Origin of the sequence: Sphingopyxis selenitireducens (genome assembly GCF_051550705.1) — a bacterium.
Lineage (GTDB): Bacteria > Pseudomonadota > Alphaproteobacteria > Sphingomonadales > Sphingomonadaceae > Sphingopyxis.
In genome coordinates, this window is record NZ_JBPULG010000003.1 from 641773 (window position 1) to 661159 (window position 19387).

Sequence of the window (19387 nt, forward strand, 5' to 3'; positions counted from 1 at the left end):
CAATGGCTTGGCCTCGACTATTTTCCGCCGGGGCCCCTGGCCCCTTTGCATCGCGAAACAAAATAGCCTCGGCCCGCAATCCTTCGCTGCGCTTCGGCCGCGGCAAGGGCCGCGGTGCAGCGGCCACCGCGCGGGCGCGGGGCGTCGCCACGAAGGCCGCGAAAGGCGCGGCCGGCAGACGGAGAACAATGATGACATGCGATCCCGCCCCCGACCGACCGAGCGATCCCGAACCCGGTTCGACCGCCTATCTTCTCCAGGAAATGCAGCTCTACGGACACCGACCCTTCGAAGACGAGCCCGACCCGCGGCCGCTGCCCGATCCGCATCTCGCCGGCGGAGCCGTCGCCGACATGTTCGATGCCATCGCGGGCTGCCTTGAGGACACGCGGATCGAGCCCGATCTCGAGGACCTGCTCTGGAACCTTGTCCATGTCTTCCACCGCGCCGGCGAACGGATCGAGCGCAGTCTCGACGACAATGAGCAACTTCAACGCAAGCTCCAGCGGGAGCAGGACGGCAGCGAAATCCGCTCGGTCGAACTCGAAGGGGCGACCGCTCAGGGTATTACCCTCATCGAGCGCCGCGACACGATGGAATTCTTCCGTGAGGCCGCAGCTGACCAGTTCCGCCAGCATGTCCGCAAGGCGTGGATGCCGCGCACCGGATCCCGCTCCAGTCACAGGTCGTTGACCGCGGCAGTGATCGACAGCCGCGATTTTCTTGACGCCCGGCTGCGTGCCCGCGCCGCGGCGCTGCTGCCTGCCGGCACGCGAATTGCGCTGACGGGAGGCAATGACTTTGGCGATCATCGTCTCATCTGGGACACGCTCGACAAGGCGCTGGTGCGCCATCCGGACATGGTGCTGCTCCACGGCGCCGGCGCGGCGGGTGCAGAGCGGGCTGCTGCCTGCTGGGCCGAGAGGCGGCAGGTGGCTCAGGTCGCATTTCGGCCCGACTGGACCAAACACGGCAAGGCGGCGCCATTCAAACGCAACGACCGGATACTCGAAGCACTTCCCGTGGGAGTCATCGCTTTTCCCGGAAACGGCATACAGGACAATTTTGCCGATAAGGCGCGCAAGCTCGGCATTTCGGTCTGGGATTTCCGCAAGCGGGAAGCGTAAAATGACCAGCACCCGCGTATCTCGGGAGATATCCTCAATCTGGTGATATCTCCCGAATATATTTGAAAAATATGGATTTGGCCCGCACTTTCACATTTCCACACGATCGCCCCGACCAGCAGCGATCGAGGCGTCGCCATCGGGTGGCCTTGTAAGAGGGCGCGGCCCGTCGGCACAGACGAGGGGCTCGCGGTCCGGACGGTCGGAAACGTCGATCTGCGCGCCATGGGTCGCTATGCCGACGATGGACGCTGCGCATGCTTTTGCGCTCGACCTCACGCGCGTGAAGGACGAAGCCGGGCTTGCTGACCTGCTGGAAGAAGCATGCGCACGCATGGGATGCTCCTGGTTCGCCCTCAGCCATCATGTCGATTTTCTCGCCGCGCCTGACAAGGGCGTTCGTGTCCATAACTATCCCCCGGACTGGGCTCGCTGGTTCGACGAGCAGCGGCTCGGGGTGTCGGATCCGGTTCACCGGGCGAGCCAGCGCAGCATGGCGGGCTTTCTCTGGCACGACATGAAAAATGTCGATCCGCCGCGCGCGGGCGACGATGTCATCCTGGAGGAAGCGAACCGGCACGGCATTGGCGATGGTCTGACGGTGCCGGCGCACATCCCGGGCGAAGCTTTTGGTTCGGTATCCTTCGCAGCAGCGCCGGACCGCACGCCCAGCCCGCTCGCGCTCGAATTCGCCCGCTCGATCGGCGGACCGGCGTTCGAGGCGGCGCGGCGGCTCGGAAACCCCGGTCTGTCGCGCCTCGGCCCGAGGCTCACCGACCGCCAGCGCGATTGCCTCATTCATGCGGCGCGCGGCAACCCGATCTGGCGGATCGGGCGGATTCTCGACCTCAGCCCCGACACCGTGCGCGAGCATCTCAGAAACGCACGGCAGCGCTACGACGCGAATGGGGGGATCGTGCTCACCGTACGCGCGCTCTACGACGGCGATATCAGCTTTGCCGACATCGCGAAGCACTGACCGGGCGCGCCGGGGGCGCTCGAAAAGCAGCCTGACAAGCCGCCTCGGGAAAATCGACCGACACCCCCCGATCATGCTATGGTGGCGGCGCAAAAAGCGGTTCAATTGGAACGCCTCTTTTCCAACGGAGGCGAATCCATGCTGCATATAGTCGATCACCGGAACCGTACGCGCGAGCATCTGATGCTCCGCTCGATGTTCGAGGCGCGCAAGCGTGTCTTCATCGATCTCCTGAAATGGGACCTGCCGGCGCTGGCCGGACGGTTCGAGCTTGATCATTTCGACGATGAAGATGCGACATATCTGATCATCTCCGACCCCGAGGGCAATCATCTGGCATCGGCCCGGCTGCTGCTGACGACCCGTCCGGCGCTTCTCGACACGCTCTTTTCCGAGCTGGTCGACGGCGCAGTGCCGCAAGGGACGGACATATTGGAGATCACGCGCTTCTGCCTTTCGCCGGGCATCGGGGCGCGGCAGCGACGCACCGCACGCGACGCACTGCTGGTAGGCCTTGCCGACTATGCGCTCGCAAATGGCATAGCCGTTTACACAGGGGTCGCCGAACTCTCTTGGTTCCGGCAGGTCGAGACCTTCGGCTGGGATTGCCGGGCGCTCGGTGAGCCAGTGCTTTACCGCGGACAGGCGCTCGTCGCGCTTCGCATCGATATCGACGAGAGCACGCCGCGGAAGCTCGCGGATGCGGGCATCGTCGGCAGCACGGCGGCGGCATCCGCTGCGCGCGCGGCATGAGGAGGCGGACATGATCATCAACCCGCAATTCCCCGGCCCGGCCGCGCACTGCAGCGCTGCTGGTCCTGCCCTCATGGGCAATGGCTACACTGTCTTGCGCGGCGCAGCGCCGCGCGACCTGATCGGCGCGATCGCCGCGGACCTCGCTCCGCGCTACGCCGCAACGCCTTTTTGCGAAGGTGGCTTTTACGGCGAGCGGACCAAGCGGTTCGGGCGTCTCCTGATCCGGTCGCCCAGGATGGCAGATCTCGTGATGAACGCGGCAATTCTCGGGCTCGCAGAGCTCGCGCTCGGCAACTGGTGCGAGCGGATCCAGCTCAATCTCGCGCAGGCGATCGAGCTGCATCCAGGCGCGCTGCCCCAATTTCCTCACAGGGATCAGGATATGTGGCAGGGGGCGCTCGGCGACGTCGAATATCTCGTCAATGTCATGTGGCCGTTGAGCCCATTCACGGCGGAGAATGGCGGAACGATCATCTGGCCACGCAGTCACGGCGTCGAAGCGCTCGTCGAGGAGCCCAAGGAAGCGCCGATTGTCGCCGAGTCCGAGCCCGGCGATGCGATTGTCTTCCTGGGCTCGACGCTCCACGGGGCAGGGCCGAACCTGAGTTCCGGCGTGCGGCGCGGCATCATCGTCAGCTACTGTCTTGGCTGGCTCAAACCTTATGAGAACCAGTGGCTGGCCTATCCACCCGAGGTCGCGCGGGATTTCTCTCCCGAGCTGGCGGCGCTCGCCGGCTATGCGCAACACCGCCCCAATCTCGGGAACTTCGAGGGCCAATGTCCTTCGGTGCTGTTTGACGGCTATCCCGAGGATCCGATCGCTGCGGTCGATGCCCTGCGTCCGGACCAGCAGGCTTTGCTTGCACAGCATGTCGCGGCTCAGCGCCGTGAAGTCGGGGAGGCGGCCGTCGGCGGGCCGCTGGCGGCATGAGTCCGGGCGCGACGATGCAGCGCGTCTATCTCGACCTCAAGGCGCGCATCTTGGCGGGCGCCTATCCGCCTGGCACCCGTCTCGATGCAGCCAATCTCGCGCGAACGCTGGCTGCAAGCGCAACCCCGGTGCGCGACGCGCTCTACCGGCTATCCGGCGAGCGCATCATCGAGAGCTGGCACCTGGAGGGATTCCGGCAGCCGCAGCTGACCGAAGCCGATCTCGTTGCACTCTATCGCTGGGCGGGCGACCTTCTCGCGCTTGCGCTCCGTGGCAGGGTGCCGCGCCCGGACCAGCCGGGCGGGCTCATCGAGATCGAGACTCGCCCCGAATATTCCGACTCGATCGATGCGCTCTTCCGCACGATTGCTTCGGGTCATCCGAACGCCGAATTGCGCTTTGCTATCATCAATGTCGTCGAGCGAAGTGCCATCTTTCGCAAAGTCGAGGTCCGTGTCGACGAGGGGGCCCATGATGCGCTGAAGGCGATGGTCGAGGATTATCGCTTCGGAAGATGGAGCGCTTTGCGCAGCAAAATCACCCGCTTCCACGGCCGGCGAGCCCGGCTTGCTGGGAGGGTCGCGGCCGAGATGACGCGGCGGACGGAGCCGCTCAGATAATGTTCGGAAAATATGGGCCGTATAAAATTCCTATATGAGGGGAGGGGCGTAGCCTTTTCTGTGCCGCAATCCCGCGGCCATTTGAAAAGGATATGATCATGGATCGTCACGACAATGAGCTGATCGAACTCGGCAGCGTCTCGGCCGACACCGCCGGCGGCATCGAATTCGGCGCCGAGCCGGGCGGTAGGGAGCTCGTCACCGGACTCCGCCAGGACTGACACTCCCGGTCGGGGGCCGGCGGTGCCGGCTCCCGGCTGCTGTTCCGATCTCATTCAAAGGAAATGAACCATGGACGTCGAAACCAACAGCTTCGTCGATCTCGGCACCGTCACGGCCGATACCGCTGGCGAACACGGCTTGCCGCTGGAAATGGGTGGCCGGGAAGACTGGGCGGGTCTGACTCAGGACTGATCGACATGTCGGGAGCCGGCCGAGTGGCCAGGCTCCCGATTATACTGGAGCTCTCGAGATGGGCTGGACGCTGGCACCCGGGACGGGCTTTTGCGAGGTGGGACGCGAGCGTGTCTTCCTCGATCTCCGCCGCGACAAATATATCGCGCTTGAGGGCGAGAATCGATCGACTTTCGAGCGGTTGCGCGCTGGCGCGCCAAATGACAGCGAGGCCATGACCCGGCTCATCGCGACCGGACTACTATCGAGTTGCAAAGGTCCGCACCTCCTGTCTCCGGCAGCAGTTCATATTCCTGGCCGCGACCTTGCGGCGACAGGCGGTGGCTTCAGCTTGCCTATGGCGCTCGCTTCGGTGCTGGCGCTGCGGCGGGCGCGGCGCGCCATGGAACCCGATCGGATCGCGCGAACGATCGAGTCTTGTCGTGCCCGCCGCGCCGCGATCGCAGCCGGTCCGGGCGATGGGGCCGCCGAGAAGCTGGCTGCGAGTTATTCTGCCTGCCGGTGGGTTAACCCGGTCCCTCAGCGCTGCCTCATCGACGCCCTCGCTCTCGACCATATTCTCCTGTCGCGCGGTCTTCGCTCGACCCTCGTCTTCGGCGTCAGGCTTGCCCCCTTCAGAGCGCATTGCTGGCTCCAGAACTCATCGTTCGTTCTGACCGGCACGGCAGCAGAGGCACGCAGCTACACGCCGATATTGGTGGTAGCATGAGAGGCGGGTTCCTTGGCTTTTTTGGGGATGTCGAGAGCGCCGGGGATATCGCGGACGCTGCCAGGCAGGGCGGGCTCAGCGCTATCGATCTGTCGCCAGGGCGGATGCTCTTCGCTAGCAAGAACCTCACCGTCCGGCGGCAAGGGGGAGGCGACATCCTTGTCGGTGACTGCTTCCCGATCTCAACGGCGGAGGCCCGATCGGCCGGACATTGGGGGAGTTTTGTGGCGTTCGGGACGCATAGCTCCGGGCCAAATGTTGATCGCGCAGCTCTGACGGGAATGCCTGTCTATTGGAGCAGGCGTGGTGGCGGGGTGGTTGTTGGATCGGAAGCAGGCGCAGTTCAGCGTTTGACGGGGCCGCGGGAAATCGACTGGGACTTCGTCGCGGCATCGCTTGCCTTCGTCAATCTCCGAAGCGCCCGGACGGGGCTGTCAGATGTGCATGAGTTGATGCCGGGGACGCAGTTGGCGTTCGACGGGCGCGAGGTTGTCGTCAGTCCGACATGGACTCCTTGGGACTTTGTTGCAAATCGCTTCGCGGGAAGCTTTGCCGAGGCCGCTGCCGGTCTTTACGGCCGGATCGTCGAGACTGTCGCCGCTTGGAACGCCACGCGGCGCGACATTCTTGTCGAACTCTCGGGCGGTCTCGACAGCTCGATCGTGACGGCAGCGCTGAAGGCAGTCGGCGCCGATTTCACGGCTATTAACTTCGCAACGCGTGATGCCGAGGGCGATGAACGCATCTTCGCGCGGGCGGTCGCATCGCATTGCGCAATCGCGTTGGCTGAAGTCGAGCATGACGATCGCTGTATCGACCTGATCGCTCTTCCGGAGGCAATAACGGCGAGGCCCGGTGCCTATAGCGTACTGAGCGGGCTCGATCGCGCTTTCAACGCAAATGTGACCGATCCGGCTATCCCGATCTTTGGCGGCATCGGCGGAGACAGTGTCTTCCAGTTTGACACCACGGTCGCTCCCATTTTGGAAAGCTATGCGAGATTCGGGCTGTCGCGTCGTACCTTCGCGATAATGCGCGATGTGGCTCGAGCGAGCGGTGCCACGATCTGGGAGGCGGCGCGGCTGAGCCGGCGCGCGCACCGCGCCGGGCCGCGCGTCGGCTGGCGCCGCGACTTGAGCTATATTTGCGAGGCGGCGATGCCCGAAAGGCCGCCTGCCCATCCGTGGGACGCGGGGGCCGAATGTTTCAGCCAGGCAGAACGCAACCATGTTGAATCCATTCGCCGCATTCTCGACTTTCTCGACCGTCCCGGCCGATGGCACGGGAGGGATGTCTTCGCGCCGCTTCTGTCGGCACCCGTCGTGGAATATTGTCTGTCGGTGCCGAGCGACTATTGGTTCGCCGGAGGCCGTAACCGCGCGGTGGCACGCGCCGCTTTCGCAGACCACTTGCCTCCACAAATCGCCTGGCGGCAAGGAAAGGGACGGATGGAGGCGCTCTGCGCCTCAGCCTATCTTCGGCAAAGGTCGGAACTGCGAGACCTGCTCCTCGGTGGCCGGCTCGCCGAGCGAAAGATGCTCGACGCTCCGGCCATAGAGGATTATCTGAAGCGTGATCTCACCGACGGCGAATTCGACTATTTCCGGTTGATCGAGATCGGTGATGTCGAACGCTGGGTCCGGGCAGTCGAGTCTGGAGTGCCGTTCGCGAGTAGCTTTGCCCAGCGCTGATACTGCTCTTCCTTCGCAGGATCCGGGTCGGTCTCGCCCTTGAGCCAGTAACGGAACCAGTCGAGGTTGCGTTCATAGGCCGCGAGCTTTTGTCGCGGCTCGACCTTGATATGCGGGGCATAGGGAAATACGTGCGTCTCTCCCTTGCGCGCGGTTGCGAGCCTGCTGACGAGTTCGATCGACAGCCGCATCTCCTGTTCCGGAAGTTGCATCAGGACCGGCGCGGTGATTGCGTCTGTCCGAAGTGCCGGTGACAAAAGCTTCCATTCGGCTGGCGTTTCGTCGGGCGTCCCGAGATGCCAGGTCTCACGAAGGTTGTCCGTAAACGTCTCGCGGCCGGGGCGTGCGTTGAACCAATAGTAACTCGGTTCGATCTGGACCGAAGCGATCGAGGCCGCCTTCAGCAGATCGCTCCGGGTCGCAGTGACCATGGTGACCTCGCTTCCGAAGCTCAGTCCCCCCATACCAACATGAGATGAGTCGATGATTCCTTGCTCGGACAGCAATTTCGTGACGCTCTCCACTGCTTCGAGACCCTTTGCATATCGCGATGCCCGGTCGTTGGGTCCGGGAACGGCATTGATGCAGAGCGCTGCGATCCCGTTCGCGGCCAAGGCGCGTAGCGGCCATTCATTACCGACGCCGCCACGCAGGTGGCCCGAACAGCTGTAGTAGGTGACGAAGAGCGGCAGCCGCCCGGGGATCTTCGGGCGGAACAAAATGCCCGACGCGCGGCTGCCGCCCGCCTGCCACACGATCCTCTCGGCAAGGAGCCCATCGTGGTCAGGATTGGGGTTCGGGGAATCGATGATCTGCTTGCGGCCGTGGCGGTCGATGCGGACGAGGCGCGGCGGGAGAGCCGCCGCCGCCTCGACGCAGAAGATGGCATAAGCCGCTGCCGTGCACGGAGCGAAGTACCGCTGGTCCGCCGATAACTGCCCCTCGGATGAGGTCAGCTTCGTAAGCGTGCGCGCGTTCTGCGACCAACGCTGCAGAGATTGTCGGTAGTCGGCATCGTGGGTCGCGACGATTGCGTCGTCATCCGGCAATTCGATCCACCAGGAGAGCCGGCGAAGCTCGGCTGCGCAGCCAACCTTTTCCTTGCAGACATTCTGCCCTTCGAGTGCGCTTCGAAGATCGGGCGGCAGATCGCTCGTGAGAAGCCGAACCGGATTTGGCAGCGGTGCGAGCAATCCCCTCTCGCGCTCATCGGCCGGGCGCGGTTCGTCGCCTTCGCGCCGCACCGTGAAGGTCCGGGGGTTCGATGAAAGCAGCGGCCCGCGATCGAACCAGTCGTTCGAGAAGCGCTGGCTGGCGGCTCGACCGTTGATCAGGGCGCCCCGGAACAGGGGCTGGGCGAGGTCGGTTCGGCCATCGACGAGAATGCCGCTTTCGCGTTCGGCTTCCTCGGTGCGGGCGACGAGGTCGCGCGTTGGTCCTTCCCTTGTCACGAGTGAACCGTCTTCTTGAAACGCGAAAGCCTCTATGTCGCCTTGGCTTTCCGCGATCGCGCGAAATCCCGAACCGTTGACCGAGCTAGACCAGAGCGCGACCCGGCCGTCGACGAGCGCGCGGACCACGAGCGCCTTGCTGTCGGGAGACCATTTCGCGTCGCCCGGCTCGACGACCCCGGCGTCGTTCCACATCGCGGTCCCGGTGCGCCCGAGCCCGCGCGGCCGCGATTTGCCATCGGAGGCCACCAGATACCAATCCACATCGATCCGGTTGGTGATCGTCGAGGGGCGCTCGATACGATAGGCGATCCAGCGGCCATCGGGCGACGCCGTGATCCCCGAAATATCCGCAGTCTCGGCGATTTCGCGTGACGTCACCAGGCCGGCTGCGGGCAGCGCCGAGGCCACCAGAGCGGAGAGCAGCGCAGCATGACTTACCACCGGACGACCGCCTGCAGCGAGATCATGCGGCCGAGCGGACTGGCCTTTTCGGGGTCATAGCCGAGGGCGGAGGTCTGGCTCTTGTTGTTCACATAGGGCGGGTCCCGGTCGAAGAGATTCTGGATCGCGAGGCTCAGCTGTAACCCGCGTCCGTCGCCACTATCGGCGCTGGGGCCGATCCGCTGCGACAACGTAAGATCGACCGTTGTGTATGACGTGACGAACTCGTCGGGCACCACGACCTGGTTGCGATATCCGTCGGTGTAATTGACGAAGGCGTTGGCGCTGAAATCGCCCCTTGTCCAGCCGAGGCGGCCGCGAAGACGCCATTTGACCGGGCTCGCATAAAGACCAACGAACTCGCTGCTCGCCGCTCCCGGAGAAAGTTGCTTCCTGATCGAGAAAATGTGCGTGCCGCTAACCCCGAGATCAAGCGTTCCCCCCGCCAGATACGGCGAGTAACCGACGTCGAAGTCGACGCCCTTCTGTTGCTCGCGGGCGAGGTTGCGTGTCTGCCCGTCGAGGATCGCAACGACTTGTCCCGGCGCGATCGCGATCGGGTTGGTGAAGCTCGGATGATTGAAATAGGATTGCACCAGATCGAGCGGCGGATTGTCGATCACGACGCCGCCGAACACGTTCCGGTCCGTGAGAAAGCGCAGATAATCTTCGGTGAGCGTACCTATGCGGTCGCGGTAGTCGACATTATAATAGGTAAGCGACGCCCTGAAGCCCGGAATTGACGCGGGTGCGACGTCGATGCCTGCGGTCCAAGTCGTCGCTTTCTCGGGCTGGATTCCGGGCGCATAGCCAAAGAGACCGAGCACGTTCGAGAACCCGGTCGGCGATGCCGGATCCGGTACCGAAAGCGTCGTGAACAACGATAGATCGACCAGTTCGTCGAACTGGGGTGCCCGAAACGAGGTGCCGTAGGATCCGCGAAAGGCAAGACCGTCGACGGGTTCCCAGCGGATGCTGAACTTCGGGTTCTCGGTTCGGCCGAACTGATTATAGTCCTCGATGCGGCCAGCGAGTGTCAGGTCGAGTTTCCGGAAGCCCGGCGCCGCATTGTCGGGCCCGAAGACGGGAACGAGCAATTCGGCATAGGCGGACTTGACGTGGCGAGGTCCCGGGAAACCCGGATAGGGCGCTGCGACGGGGGCTAGTGTGCTGAGATCCTGGATGCGGTAATAGTTGTAGCGTTCACGTCGGTATTCCGCGCCGGCGGCAAGGCGCACGTTCCCTGCGGGCAAATGGAACAGGGGGCCGTCGGCACGAAGTGCGGCGGACCAATTGCGGAAATCGTCGATCGTCTGGTTGCTACCGCGGATGAAGTCGATCGTCGCGGGGCTGTTTGCCGAACCGTTGCCGAAGACGTTGAACGACGTCTCGGGATCGGTGTCGGCGAGTGCGACGGCAAGCCTCGCACTGTTGACGATGTTGCGCGTGTAAGACTTGCCCTTCTGCATTCCGAAGGCGCCGCCGAACTGAACCCGCCAATCGCCGAAGGTCTGCTCCAGACCTGCCGTGGTCGTGATCGCGCGGACGCGGCCCTCATTGATCTGAGGCCCGACGTCATTCACGAAATCATAGGTGACCTGAACCGGCTGGGTGGTGCCGATGGGGTCGACATAGAAGGGGTTGGTGACGGGCACGCGGGCGGTTCGCAGCGCTGTCACATTGCTGATGCGGTGATATTTCCGCTGCGCCGCGAGCGCTGTCGCACGAAACGTCAGGCTGTCGCTGATCTCGAACTCCGCTGCGGCATAGAAGCTATGTACGCGCTGACGGGGCAGGATGTCGGTGTCGATCCGGTTGTCGCGGCGGTTCTGGACGCCCGGAAGCAGCTGGGCCGAGGTCAACTCACGGCCATCTTGTCCGGCAGGAATGCCGAAGAGCTGACCGTTCGCCGCGCGAATCGTGCCGGGGCTGGCATAGATCGAGCGATAGTCGGGTCCGCCGAACGGCCGGAGGTCTTCGCGCACGAAGCCCCGTTCGCGGGCGGCAAGCGCGCCGCGATCCGAATATTGATAGGCGAGCACAAGATGTCCGCCACTCCACTTTTTGCCGAACAGCTGGCTGAAGAGAATTTCGGTCATATCGCCGTCTGCAGTTCCCGCACGCATGACCGTCTCGGCGCCCTCAAAGTTATTTCGAAGGCGGAGATTCACGACACCCGCAACGGCGTCGGCGCCGTAGATCGCCGACGCTCCGTCGGTCAGGACTTCGATGCGCTCAACGGCCGTCATCGGGATCAACGATATGTCGGCGAATACGCCGCCCGTCCCGCCGAGAGCGGGGCGAGCACCGTCAATGAGTACGAGGGTCGAATTGGTGCCGAGACCCCGCAGGTTGATGCTGGAACCGAGCGTCGGATCGGTGCCGGTGCCATTGCGCGTCGTCGCGCCGGTCGTCGTTTCGTTCGATCCGCCCATGAAAGCCTGCGGCAAAGACTGGAGCATCTGCTGGACCGTGCCATATCCGCTCTTCTCGATCGCTTCACGATCGATGGTGACGACGGGCGAACCCGTCGGTCCGGCACCCCGGATGCGAGAGCCGGTGACGATTATTGCCTCGGGCGAGGTTTCGGCGCCGCCCGTCGATCCCGCTGCTCCGGCATCGCCGCTTTCCTCGCGGAGGACCAACGTGCCCTCTACGAGTTCGGCGACAAGCCCGGTGCCCGAAAGGAGGCGGAAGAGCGCGACATCCGGGTGGAACCTGCCTGTGACGCGGCCGCTGCGCTTCCCGCTGATGAGCGTCCCGGACGCGATCACCTCAAGGCCGGAAATTTCCGAATAGCGCTGCAGTGCGGTGTCGAGATTCTGGGCGGCGACATTGTAATCTTGCTGCCCCGCCTGCGTCTTGGCCTGCGCCGCGGGTGCCTGAATCGCGATGGCTGCGGTGCCCGATGCGAGCATCGCCGCGAATAAACTGGTCTTCATCATATCTCCCCAAGCGGCCGCTGTTGGCCGTCTGGGGGTGCAAAACACCGGCCGGGGGATATCCCCCCTCCTGGTGGGAATTATTTTTTCCTGAGGATGATGTCTTCGCCATTGATCTCGGCGACGAGACCTAGCGCGGCGGCAAGTTTTCGAGCGAGGCTCTCGCCGTCGGACACGTCAAATCGCCCGGCAACCGGGAGAGAGGCGAGCGTCTGGTCTGAGAGGCGGATCGTCCTTCCGCCGGTCTTGTTCGCCGCGTCGAGAACCGCCCCGAGCGGCAGATTATTTGCCGCGAGCATCGCCGCCGGCACGGGGCTTGCCATCTCGGGCAAGAGACGCGGCCCGGTATCGGGGACCTCCGCACGCTCGCCCGGAGCGAGGCGGAGTGCCTTTGCGGTGCCGGTGAGGCGAACCTCGACCGAGCCATGGAACAGCTTCACCTTCGTGCTGGCCTCGCGGGCATCGATCTCGAACACCGTGCCAAGTGCGACGGTCTCCGACCGCCCTGCGACGACGACGAACGGTCGGCCGGTGTCACGGGCGACCTCGAAGCGGGCGCGCCCGCCGTGAAGCCGCACGCGCCGCTCAGTCGTCGTGAACTGAGGTTCGGCCCATGCACCATCCATCAGCGTGACCGTCGAGCCATCGGCGAGGCGGAGCTGGCCGGGCAACATCGGTCCGGCGACAATCTGTTGGACATCGCCGCCCTTATGGACATGCCAGGCAAAGCCGAGGGCAATGCCCACCGCCGCGATTCCGGCGACGGCCCAGCGGAGCCTGCCGGGCGCGCTACGGGGTCCGCGAGACCTGGCGCCGATCCGCTCGCGCGACATTCTGGCTCCCAGCATATAATGTTCCTCTGCCATCGCATAGGCTTCGGCATGTCCCGGCCGCGCATACCACGCGTCGAAGGCCGCACGCTCCTTGTCGGTGGGTGCGCCGTGCATCGTTGCGGCCCAGTCCGCCGCCTCGCTGTCTGCGCGCCTCACGGCCGCGTGTCTCGTGCCCTGCGGATCGCTTTGAGGGCCTTGGCGATATGTTTTTCCACCCGTTTCAGACTCATGCCCTTGATTCGACTAATCTCGGAGTAGCTGAGATCATCGAGCCTGTGCATCAGGAAAACATCCCTTGTGGCTGGATCGAGCGCAGCGATCGCGTCCTCCGCGCGGCGCAGCAGGTCGCGCTGCTCCAGAACGGCGTGTGGATCGGGGCCCGGATGCAGCTGGTCTTCGAAACTCTGATGCGACTGGACGTGACTGCGCACTCCCGAGCGCGACCGGTTTTTGAGGATGCTGCGCGCTGCGGACGCGAGATAGGCGGCGGGCGCCTCGAGAAAGCCCGCCCCATAGCCCTTGGCCGACATCAGCCTCCGGAAGGTCTCCTGGACGAGATCGGGCACTTCCTGCGGCGGCACATTGCGCCGGAAGATTCCTGCGACCCGGGCATGGTGCGAAGCATAGAGATCTTCCATCCGCGCTTCGTGGCCGTGACCGGCCCAGTCCTCGGGGGGAAGCGGAGTGCCTGACGGCAGGCCGCGGCCTGCCGAAGGGGCGTCGTCATAATCCATTCCATCTCGCCTACCGGTCGGACCGGAGGGCGGGGATGCCGGGATGGTAAGAACATATTCGGAAATATGCGCCGCCGCCTTTAGCCCGAAGGCCTGGACATACGCGTCGGCCACCCGGCAACGGATGGGAATATCACAAGGCTCCGATCGAAGTTCTTACGCTCCGGCACCGTGCGCCTTCGTGCCCGATGCAGGGCGAGCATAGCTTGCCGTAGCGTCAGAGCAAGCCTGTGTCGCTGAACTTCGTCCAATATGAATCGATCTCTTCGCCGGCCGCGTACCGACTGCAGGAACGTGCGACGGGCAGCGGCCGCGGAATCGACGCAACCCAGGTTAACTTGCTGCAACCGCCGCGAGACGGGTCGGTTTCAGCAGGATGCTACCGCCAACCGACGACAGTCTCCATCCGCTAGCGCAGCGCTTCCAGGCCTTCATCCGGGCCACGGAGTTTCCCTGTGTCGGAGCGAAATCTGCGCTGGCACGGCGCCAGATTCGCTTCGTTGTAGGCCGCGATATGCGCTCGGCCTGGGACGATCTTCGCATCTACCCCAACCTCCTCGATCTCGCCTGGAGTTATGCGCGTTCGCCCAGCCTCTTCCATTCGCTGGTGGTGATCTTCGAGGAGGATGGCGGGCTCGACGAGGAAGCGTTCGAGACATGCCTGTGGGACCGGCTCGAATCGCTGAGCCGCAAAGACGACTGGGCGGGCCAGCCGCCCGATCCGCGCGTCAGCCACAGCCCCGAGGATCCGCATTTCTCGCTGAGCTTCGGCGGCGAGGCCTTCTTCGTCGTCGGTCTCCACCCCCGGGCGAGCCGACCCGCGCGCCGATTCGAACGCCCCGCACTCGTGTTCAATCTTCACGACCAGTTCGAGAAGCTGCGCGAGTCCAACGTCTACGAGACAATGCGCGGCAAAATCATCGCGCGAGACGTCGCTCTTGCGGGCAGCGCGAACCCGATGCTGGCGCATCACGGCGATGTGTCGGAGGCACGGCAATATTCGGGGCGGGCCGTGGGTCCCGATTGGCGTTGTCCGTTCTCGGGGCGCAGCACGGCGCCCTGAGCCTTCGGCGCAACCTATTTTGCGGGGCGGCGCGAGCGGAGGTCGAAGCAGTCGCCGTTGCCAAGCGCATGAAGCGTCGCGCCGTGAAGCGACAAAATGTCGCCGGGGTTGGCATCCGCCGCGTTGGAATGGCTTGCACGCGAGGCGTCGACGATCGTGACGCCGCCGCTTCCGATCACCCGCGCGCTTCCCGCCTCGATCCGGAGCGCCGTGTCCTCGTCGATCCCGATCCCGAGGCAATCGGGACGACGCCCGACCGCGCCGAGCAGCCGCCCGATGCGCCCGCGCTCGGCGAAATGCTGGTCGATGATGCTGTCGGGGATCAGCCCAAGCCCTGGCGCCAGTTCGATGTCGCCGATGCGCGGTGTCTCTTCGCCGCCGCCGACGACGAGCATCGTCTTGCCTTGCGCGGAGGCACCCGCGGACGTTCCCGCAACAAGCCCGCCGCGTTCGTGGAGCGCGCGAACAGCCCCCTCAAGCGGCGTATCCTCAATGAGGTTCATGAGGCGCGACTGGTCGCCGCCGGTGAAGAAGATGCCGTCGGCCTGATCGATCATCCGAGCACGGGCCGGGTCCCGGGCTTGACCCCGATCGTCAAGATAAAGCTCGACGAGACGGCCTATACCGAGAGGCGCGAAGCCCTCGCAATATGCCTCGAAATATCCTTCGCGCTTCGCGCTCGCGATCGTCGCAATGACGAGCGTGCCTTCGCCGAGTTCTGCAGCGATTGCGCCGAGTATCTCGCGGCTGCCGTCCTTGTCTTCATGGCCGCCGATCACGAAAAGGGGGCCGCGGCTATCGGGCATCATGTTCCTTCCAGACTATATTCGAAACGGGCACCATGCCTTCGCGCATGTAGGCGGCGGCGAAATGCGGACTGTTGTGCGCGATGCCGATCGCGCCTTCGCGGTCGAGGAGGATGACGCCCGCCTCCGCTCCCAGGCGCGCCATAGGGGCGAAAATCGTCGTAGCCGCCGTGCTTGCGCCCGTCGTCTCGAGCGCGCGCATCACACGAGCGGCGAGCAGCGTCCGCGCAATCGCCTCGCCGTCACCCGATAGCGAGACTGCGCCGATGCCGTCCTCGGCGTAAAAGCCACAACCGGGAAGCGGTGCGTCGCCGACGCGGCCGGCAAGCGTGGCTTCCAGCCCCCCGGTCGAAGTAGCCGCGGCGACATGACCCTCGCGGTCGAGCGCCACGCAGCCGACAGTGTCATGATCGCGCGCAGGATGGGCAGTTGGACGGATGCCCTCTCGCGCCTCCGCGATCCCGCGCGATCTTGCGAACGCCTCGGCGCCGGCTCCCACCAGCAAGACGGGCGGCTCTCGAAGCATGGCATGCGCCGCTTCGACGGGATTGAAGAGAAAGCGCACGCACGCGACCGCGCCCACATCGAGCGTGGCACCGTCCATGATCCCGGAGTCCATCTCGACCTTGCCCTCGGCGTTCGCCACCGATCCCCGGCCGGCGTTGAAGACCGGATCGTCCTCGAGGAGGCAGACCGCGATCTTGACCGCATCGAGCGCGCTGCCCCCGCGCTTCAATATCGCACTTCCGGCCTCCGCGGCCGCCGCGCATCCTTCACGTCGCGACGCCTGCAGGTTCAAAGGGATATTGCACGCGCCGCCATGGACGGCGATCGCCCAGCGCCCGTCAGCCATGTGCAATCTGCCATGATTGGGCGTCTTCGGGACAAGGGCGTGCCGCCCAGGCTTCGACGAGCCTCCATATTCCGTCGACGTCGGTCGGAGTGAGCACCACGATGTCGCCGGGGCGCGCGGCCGCGAGACAGGCCGAGGCCGCGTCATACTCGCCGTCGTGCATTCCGATCGCGTCCGCATCGAGCCCCGCCTCGAGGGCGCCGCTGCGCATCAGGGCATTGGCTTGGCCGGGCGGACGCCCGCGCAAGTCAACATTCTCGCGCAGCATCAGGACGTCGAACATCCGGCCCGAGAGGGCACCGATATCGACCAGATCGCAGTCGCGCCGGTCGCCCGGAATGCCGATCATGCCGATCACCCGGGCATCGCTGTCGCCGCGCATCGATGCAAGCAGGGCGGCGAGCGCGGTGAGCGCGGCGCGGTTATGGGCGTAATCGACGACGATCCGCACCCCATGCGCTTCGGTAAGGCTGAGACGCCCCGGCGAATCCTCGAAGCTCGGTCGAAAGGATGTAAGGCCGGCGGCGATCGTGCCGGGAGCAATCCCGTAAGCGGCCGCCATCGCGGCCGCGGCGGCGGCGTTCTCGATATTGAAGAGGGCTGCGCCGTTCAGCGTCGCTGGGATTGCAGCAATCGCGACGATCGGCATGGTTTCGCCGTCCCGGTGGAGCATCAGCGTGCCGCGCTCGCAGCTTACCGCCAGCCCGCCGCCTGCCCGATGCGCGTCGATCGGTGCCAGAGCGTCGGCGGCTGCGCCGCCGGTGAACCAGACGATCCGGCCGCGTGCGCGGCGCGCCATGCGGACGGTGAGCGGGTCGGCGGCGTTGAGGACGCAGGCGCCGCTCTTCTTGACGTTTCGGGCGACGATCGCTTTCACGCGCGCGAGATCGGCGAGCGTGTCGATGCCTTTGAGACCGAGATGGTCGGGCGTGACATTCAGGACCGCGCCCACGTCGCAGGCGTCGAAGGCAAGGCCCTCGCGCAGCATTCCGCCGCGCGCGGTCTCGAGGACCGCCGCTTCGACGCGGGGATGGCGAAGCACCATGCGCGCGCTCTTGGGGCCGCTTGCGTCGCCCGCGGCGCTGCGGGTCTCGCCGACATAGACGCCCGAGGTGCAGGTGAAGCCGGTGGTGAGGCCATGCCGTTCGAGAATCCGCGCGAGCATGCGGACCGTCGTCGTCTTGCCGTTGGTGCCGGTAACCGCGAAGACGGGTATGCGGCTTTTGCGGCCCTTCGGAAAGAGCGAGGCGATGATTGGCTGCGCGACGTCGCGTGCTGCCCCCCATGACGGCGCAAGATGCATGCGAAGCCCGGGCGCCGCGTTGACTTCGACGATGCCGCCTCCCGTCGCACGAACGCTCTTCGCGATATCGGGGACGATCATGTCGATACCGGCGACGTCGAGACCCAGCGCAGCGGCGGCATCGACCGCGATCGCTTCATTGTCGGGGTGGATGACATCAGTCCGGTCGATCGCGCTCCCGCCGGTCGAGAGGTTGGCCGCACCACGGAGCATGACGGTCTCGCCCGCGGATGGCACGCTGGCGAGCGTGAGGTTCACATCGGCGAGGAATGTCTCGAGCGCGGCGTCGATACGGATCCGGGTAAGCACCGCTTCATGGCCTACGCCGCGGCGCGGATCGCTATTCACCGCCTCGATCAGCGCCGCGATGCTGTTCCTGCCGTCGCCGGTCACATGCGCGGCGACGCGCTCGGCGACCGCGACCACCGACCTGCCAACGACAAGAATACGGTGATCGGCGCCGCTGAGCTGGTGCTCGACGATGACACGCGGTGCGATCGCCTGCGCGCGTTCGAAGGCTTCGCGAAGCGCGCCGCCGTCGGCGATGCCGGTGGTGACGCCGCGGCCCTGATTGCCGTCGAGCGGCTTGACGACGACCGGCCAGCCGAGCTTCGCGGCGGCGCGTTCCGCTTCGGACACCGTCCGCACGAGGTCACCCGAAGGCACCGGGATGCCGATGCTCGCGAGCATTTCCTTCGCTGCTTGCTTGTTCGCGGCCAGCTCTGCGCCGATCAGCGAGGTCGCACCGGTCACGCTCGCGCGGATACGGCGCTGGCGGTGGCCCGTGCCGAGCTGAATAAGGCTTGCCTTGTCGAGCCTGAAGGCCGGGATATGACGCCGCCGCGCTTCGGCGACGAGCGCCGAGGTGCTGGGGCCGAGCCCATTCTTGCGCACGAGCGTTCGAAGTGCGCTCAGCCGCGTCTCCATGTCGGTGGCGGAGCCGTCCAGCGCCGGGGCGATACGGTCGAGATCTGCCGCGCCCTGCATGGCGGACGGGAGCAGCGCGTCCACCAGTTCGATCGCGGCGCGCCCGGCGGCAAGGCCGCTCGCCGCATCGGCATAGCAGTAGAGGATGTCATATTGGCCGGGCTTGCCGCGCACCCGGCGCGTTTTTCCCCTGGTAACTGCCGCCCCGGCCCTCGTCTGCAGCTCGATCGCCACATGCTCTATGATATGGCCGAGCCATGTGCCTTCGGCCAGCCGGCGGAGGAAGCCACCGGGTTCGCCATAGCTGCAGCCATGGTTGGCGAGGCCTGGAAGCAGCGATTGCAGGGCTTTGCCGAAGCCCGGGAGGCGATCGCTGGGATAGCGGTCGAGCATCCCGAGATCGGCGCGGATCCGGATCATCGGACGGCGGCTGTAAAGGTTGGGACCCGCATAAACCGAGCGTTCGACAACCCGCAGCACGGCGGAGGTCAATGCCTGGGCCCTGCGTGCGTCGGCCGCACGTCCCGGACAACGGACCCGGATCGCGCGGCGCGCCGGGGCGTGATGGGGCCGGAAGGGGAGAGGCCGGAAGGGAAGAGGAGGGCGCGCGGCATGTTTGTCCTTGGCTCGGGTCCTGCTGTTGCCAACGCGAGTGGCTGGCGCGCGGTTGCCCGGGTTAACCTGGATCATGGCGATTGTTGCCGAGGGGTCGGCAACTGCCGGCGGAGGGACGCGTTGGGTTTGCAGGCGACACGCTTATCCTGCCGGACCGGGCGCGCCCTTCGGGGGCGGCCTTTCCCCTGA

At 65.2% G+C, this 19387-nt stretch carries 17 protein-coding genes; 10 read left to right on the forward strand and 7 right to left on the reverse strand.

What is annotated here, in order from left to right:
* The first annotated feature begins 191 nt into the window (after positions 1 to 191).
* The 9 genes from ACSYDV_RS12995 to ACSYDV_RS13035 all read left to right on the forward strand — a co-directional run bounded on the left by ACSYDV_RS12995 (position 192) and on the right by ACSYDV_RS13035 (position 7227).
* Complete coding sequence (locus tag ACSYDV_RS12995; RefSeq protein ID WP_438324231.1) at positions 192 to 1127, forward strand: DUF2493 domain-containing protein; 936 nt, start codon at positions 192 to 194, stop codon at positions 1125 to 1127.
* A 235-nt stretch (positions 1128 to 1362) separates the two neighbouring features.
* On the forward strand, positions 1363 to 2106 hold the full coding sequence (locus ACSYDV_RS13000; RefSeq protein WP_438324232.1) for a helix-turn-helix transcriptional regulator: 744 nt from the start codon (positions 1363 to 1365) through the stop codon (positions 2104 to 2106).
* 138 nt (positions 2107 to 2244) lie between these two features.
* Complete coding sequence (locus ACSYDV_RS13005) at positions 2245 to 2859, forward strand: acyl-homoserine-lactone synthase (RefSeq protein ID WP_438324233.1); 615 nt, start codon at positions 2245 to 2247, stop codon at positions 2857 to 2859.
* Positions 2860 to 2869: 10 nt separating this feature from the next.
* Positions 2870 to 3793 carry a phytanoyl-CoA dioxygenase family protein gene (locus ACSYDV_RS13010; RefSeq protein WP_438324234.1) on the forward strand — a complete coding sequence of 308 codons (924 nt, stop codon included), beginning with the start codon at positions 2870 to 2872 and terminating at the stop codon, positions 3791 to 3793.
* The gene (locus tag ACSYDV_RS13015; protein WP_438324235.1) at positions 3790 to 4413 is read left to right on the forward strand and encodes a GntR family transcriptional regulator; all 624 of its coding nucleotides are present in this window, start codon (positions 3790 to 3792) and stop codon (positions 4411 to 4413) included. The genes ACSYDV_RS13010 and ACSYDV_RS13015 overlap by 4 nt, the downstream gene beginning before the upstream one ends.
* 98 nt (positions 4414 to 4511) lie before the next feature.
* Positions 4512 to 4634 carry a benenodin family lasso peptide gene (locus ACSYDV_RS13020; protein ID WP_438324236.1) on the forward strand — a complete coding sequence of 41 codons (123 nt, stop codon included), beginning with the start codon at positions 4512 to 4514 and terminating at the stop codon, positions 4632 to 4634.
* A 70-nt stretch (positions 4635 to 4704) separates the two neighbouring features.
* Positions 4705 to 4827 carry a hypothetical protein gene (locus tag ACSYDV_RS13025; RefSeq protein WP_438324237.1) on the forward strand — a complete coding sequence of 41 codons (123 nt, stop codon included), beginning with the start codon at positions 4705 to 4707 and terminating at the stop codon, positions 4825 to 4827.
* A 58-nt stretch (positions 4828 to 4885) separates the two neighbouring features.
* Entirely contained in the window at positions 4886 to 5536 is a 651-nt protein-coding gene (locus ACSYDV_RS13030) for a lasso peptide biosynthesis B2 protein (protein ID WP_438324238.1), read from the forward strand.
* Between the two features lie 350 nt (positions 5537 to 5886).
* Positions 5887 to 7227: an asparagine synthase-related protein gene (locus ACSYDV_RS13035; protein WP_438324239.1), complete on the forward strand. Its 1341-nt coding sequence runs from the start codon at positions 5887 to 5889 to the stop codon at positions 7225 to 7227.
* Here ACSYDV_RS13035 and ACSYDV_RS13040 read toward each other — a convergent pair.
* The 4 genes from ACSYDV_RS13040 to ACSYDV_RS13055 all read right to left on the reverse strand — a co-directional run bounded on the left by ACSYDV_RS13040 (position 7134) and on the right by ACSYDV_RS13055 (position 13631).
* Positions 7134 to 9122 carry an Atxe2 family lasso peptide isopeptidase gene (locus ACSYDV_RS13040; protein ID WP_438324240.1) on the reverse strand — a complete coding sequence of 663 codons (1989 nt, stop codon included), beginning with the start codon at positions 9120 to 9122 and terminating at the stop codon, positions 7134 to 7136. The genes ACSYDV_RS13035 and ACSYDV_RS13040 overlap by 94 nt on opposite strands.
* Positions 9116 to 12064, reverse strand: a complete 2949-nt coding sequence (locus ACSYDV_RS13045; RefSeq protein WP_438324241.1) for a TonB-dependent receptor plug domain-containing protein — start codon at positions 12062 to 12064, stop codon at positions 9116 to 9118. The genes ACSYDV_RS13040 and ACSYDV_RS13045 overlap by 7 nt, the downstream gene beginning before the upstream one ends.
* Before the next feature lie 80 nt (positions 12065 to 12144).
* Positions 12145 to 13053, reverse strand: a complete 909-nt coding sequence (locus tag ACSYDV_RS13050; protein WP_438324242.1) for a FecR family protein — start codon at positions 13051 to 13053, stop codon at positions 12145 to 12147.
* Entirely contained in the window at positions 13050 to 13631 is a 582-nt protein-coding gene (locus tag ACSYDV_RS13055) for an RNA polymerase sigma factor (RefSeq protein WP_438324243.1), read from the reverse strand. Before ACSYDV_RS13055 ends, ACSYDV_RS13050 begins: the two co-directional genes overlap by 4 nt.
* Positions 13632 to 14007: 376 nt before the next feature.
* Between ACSYDV_RS13055 and gntA the strand changes: the two genes are divergently transcribed.
* The gene (gene gntA / locus ACSYDV_RS13060) at positions 14008 to 14694 is read left to right on the forward strand and encodes a guanitoxin biosynthesis heme-dependent pre-guanitoxin N-hydroxylase GntA (protein WP_438324244.1); all 687 of its coding nucleotides are present in this window, start codon (positions 14008 to 14010) and stop codon (positions 14692 to 14694) included.
* A gap of 14 nt (positions 14695 to 14708) precedes the next feature.
* Here the strand turns inward: gntA and ACSYDV_RS13065 are convergent, their stop codons facing one another.
* From ACSYDV_RS13065 to cphA, 3 genes are read right to left on the reverse strand one after another with little or no spacing between them, the layout of a single operon-like run.
* Positions 14709 to 15500 carry a cyanophycinase gene (locus tag ACSYDV_RS13065; protein ID WP_438324245.1) on the reverse strand — a complete coding sequence of 264 codons (792 nt, stop codon included), beginning with the start codon at positions 15498 to 15500 and terminating at the stop codon, positions 14709 to 14711.
* Entirely contained in the window at positions 15490 to 16353 is an 864-nt protein-coding gene (locus ACSYDV_RS13070) for an isoaspartyl peptidase/L-asparaginase family protein (protein WP_438324246.1), read from the reverse strand. Before ACSYDV_RS13070 ends, ACSYDV_RS13065 begins: the two co-directional genes overlap by 11 nt.
* Positions 16346 to 19075 (reverse strand): cyanophycin synthetase, encoded by a 2730-nt coding sequence (gene cphA / locus ACSYDV_RS13075; protein ID WP_438324247.1) that lies wholly within the window; start codon positions 19073 to 19075, stop codon positions 16346 to 16348. The genes ACSYDV_RS13070 and cphA overlap by 8 nt, the downstream gene beginning before the upstream one ends.
* Between the last annotated feature and the right edge of the window lie 312 nt (positions 19076 to 19387).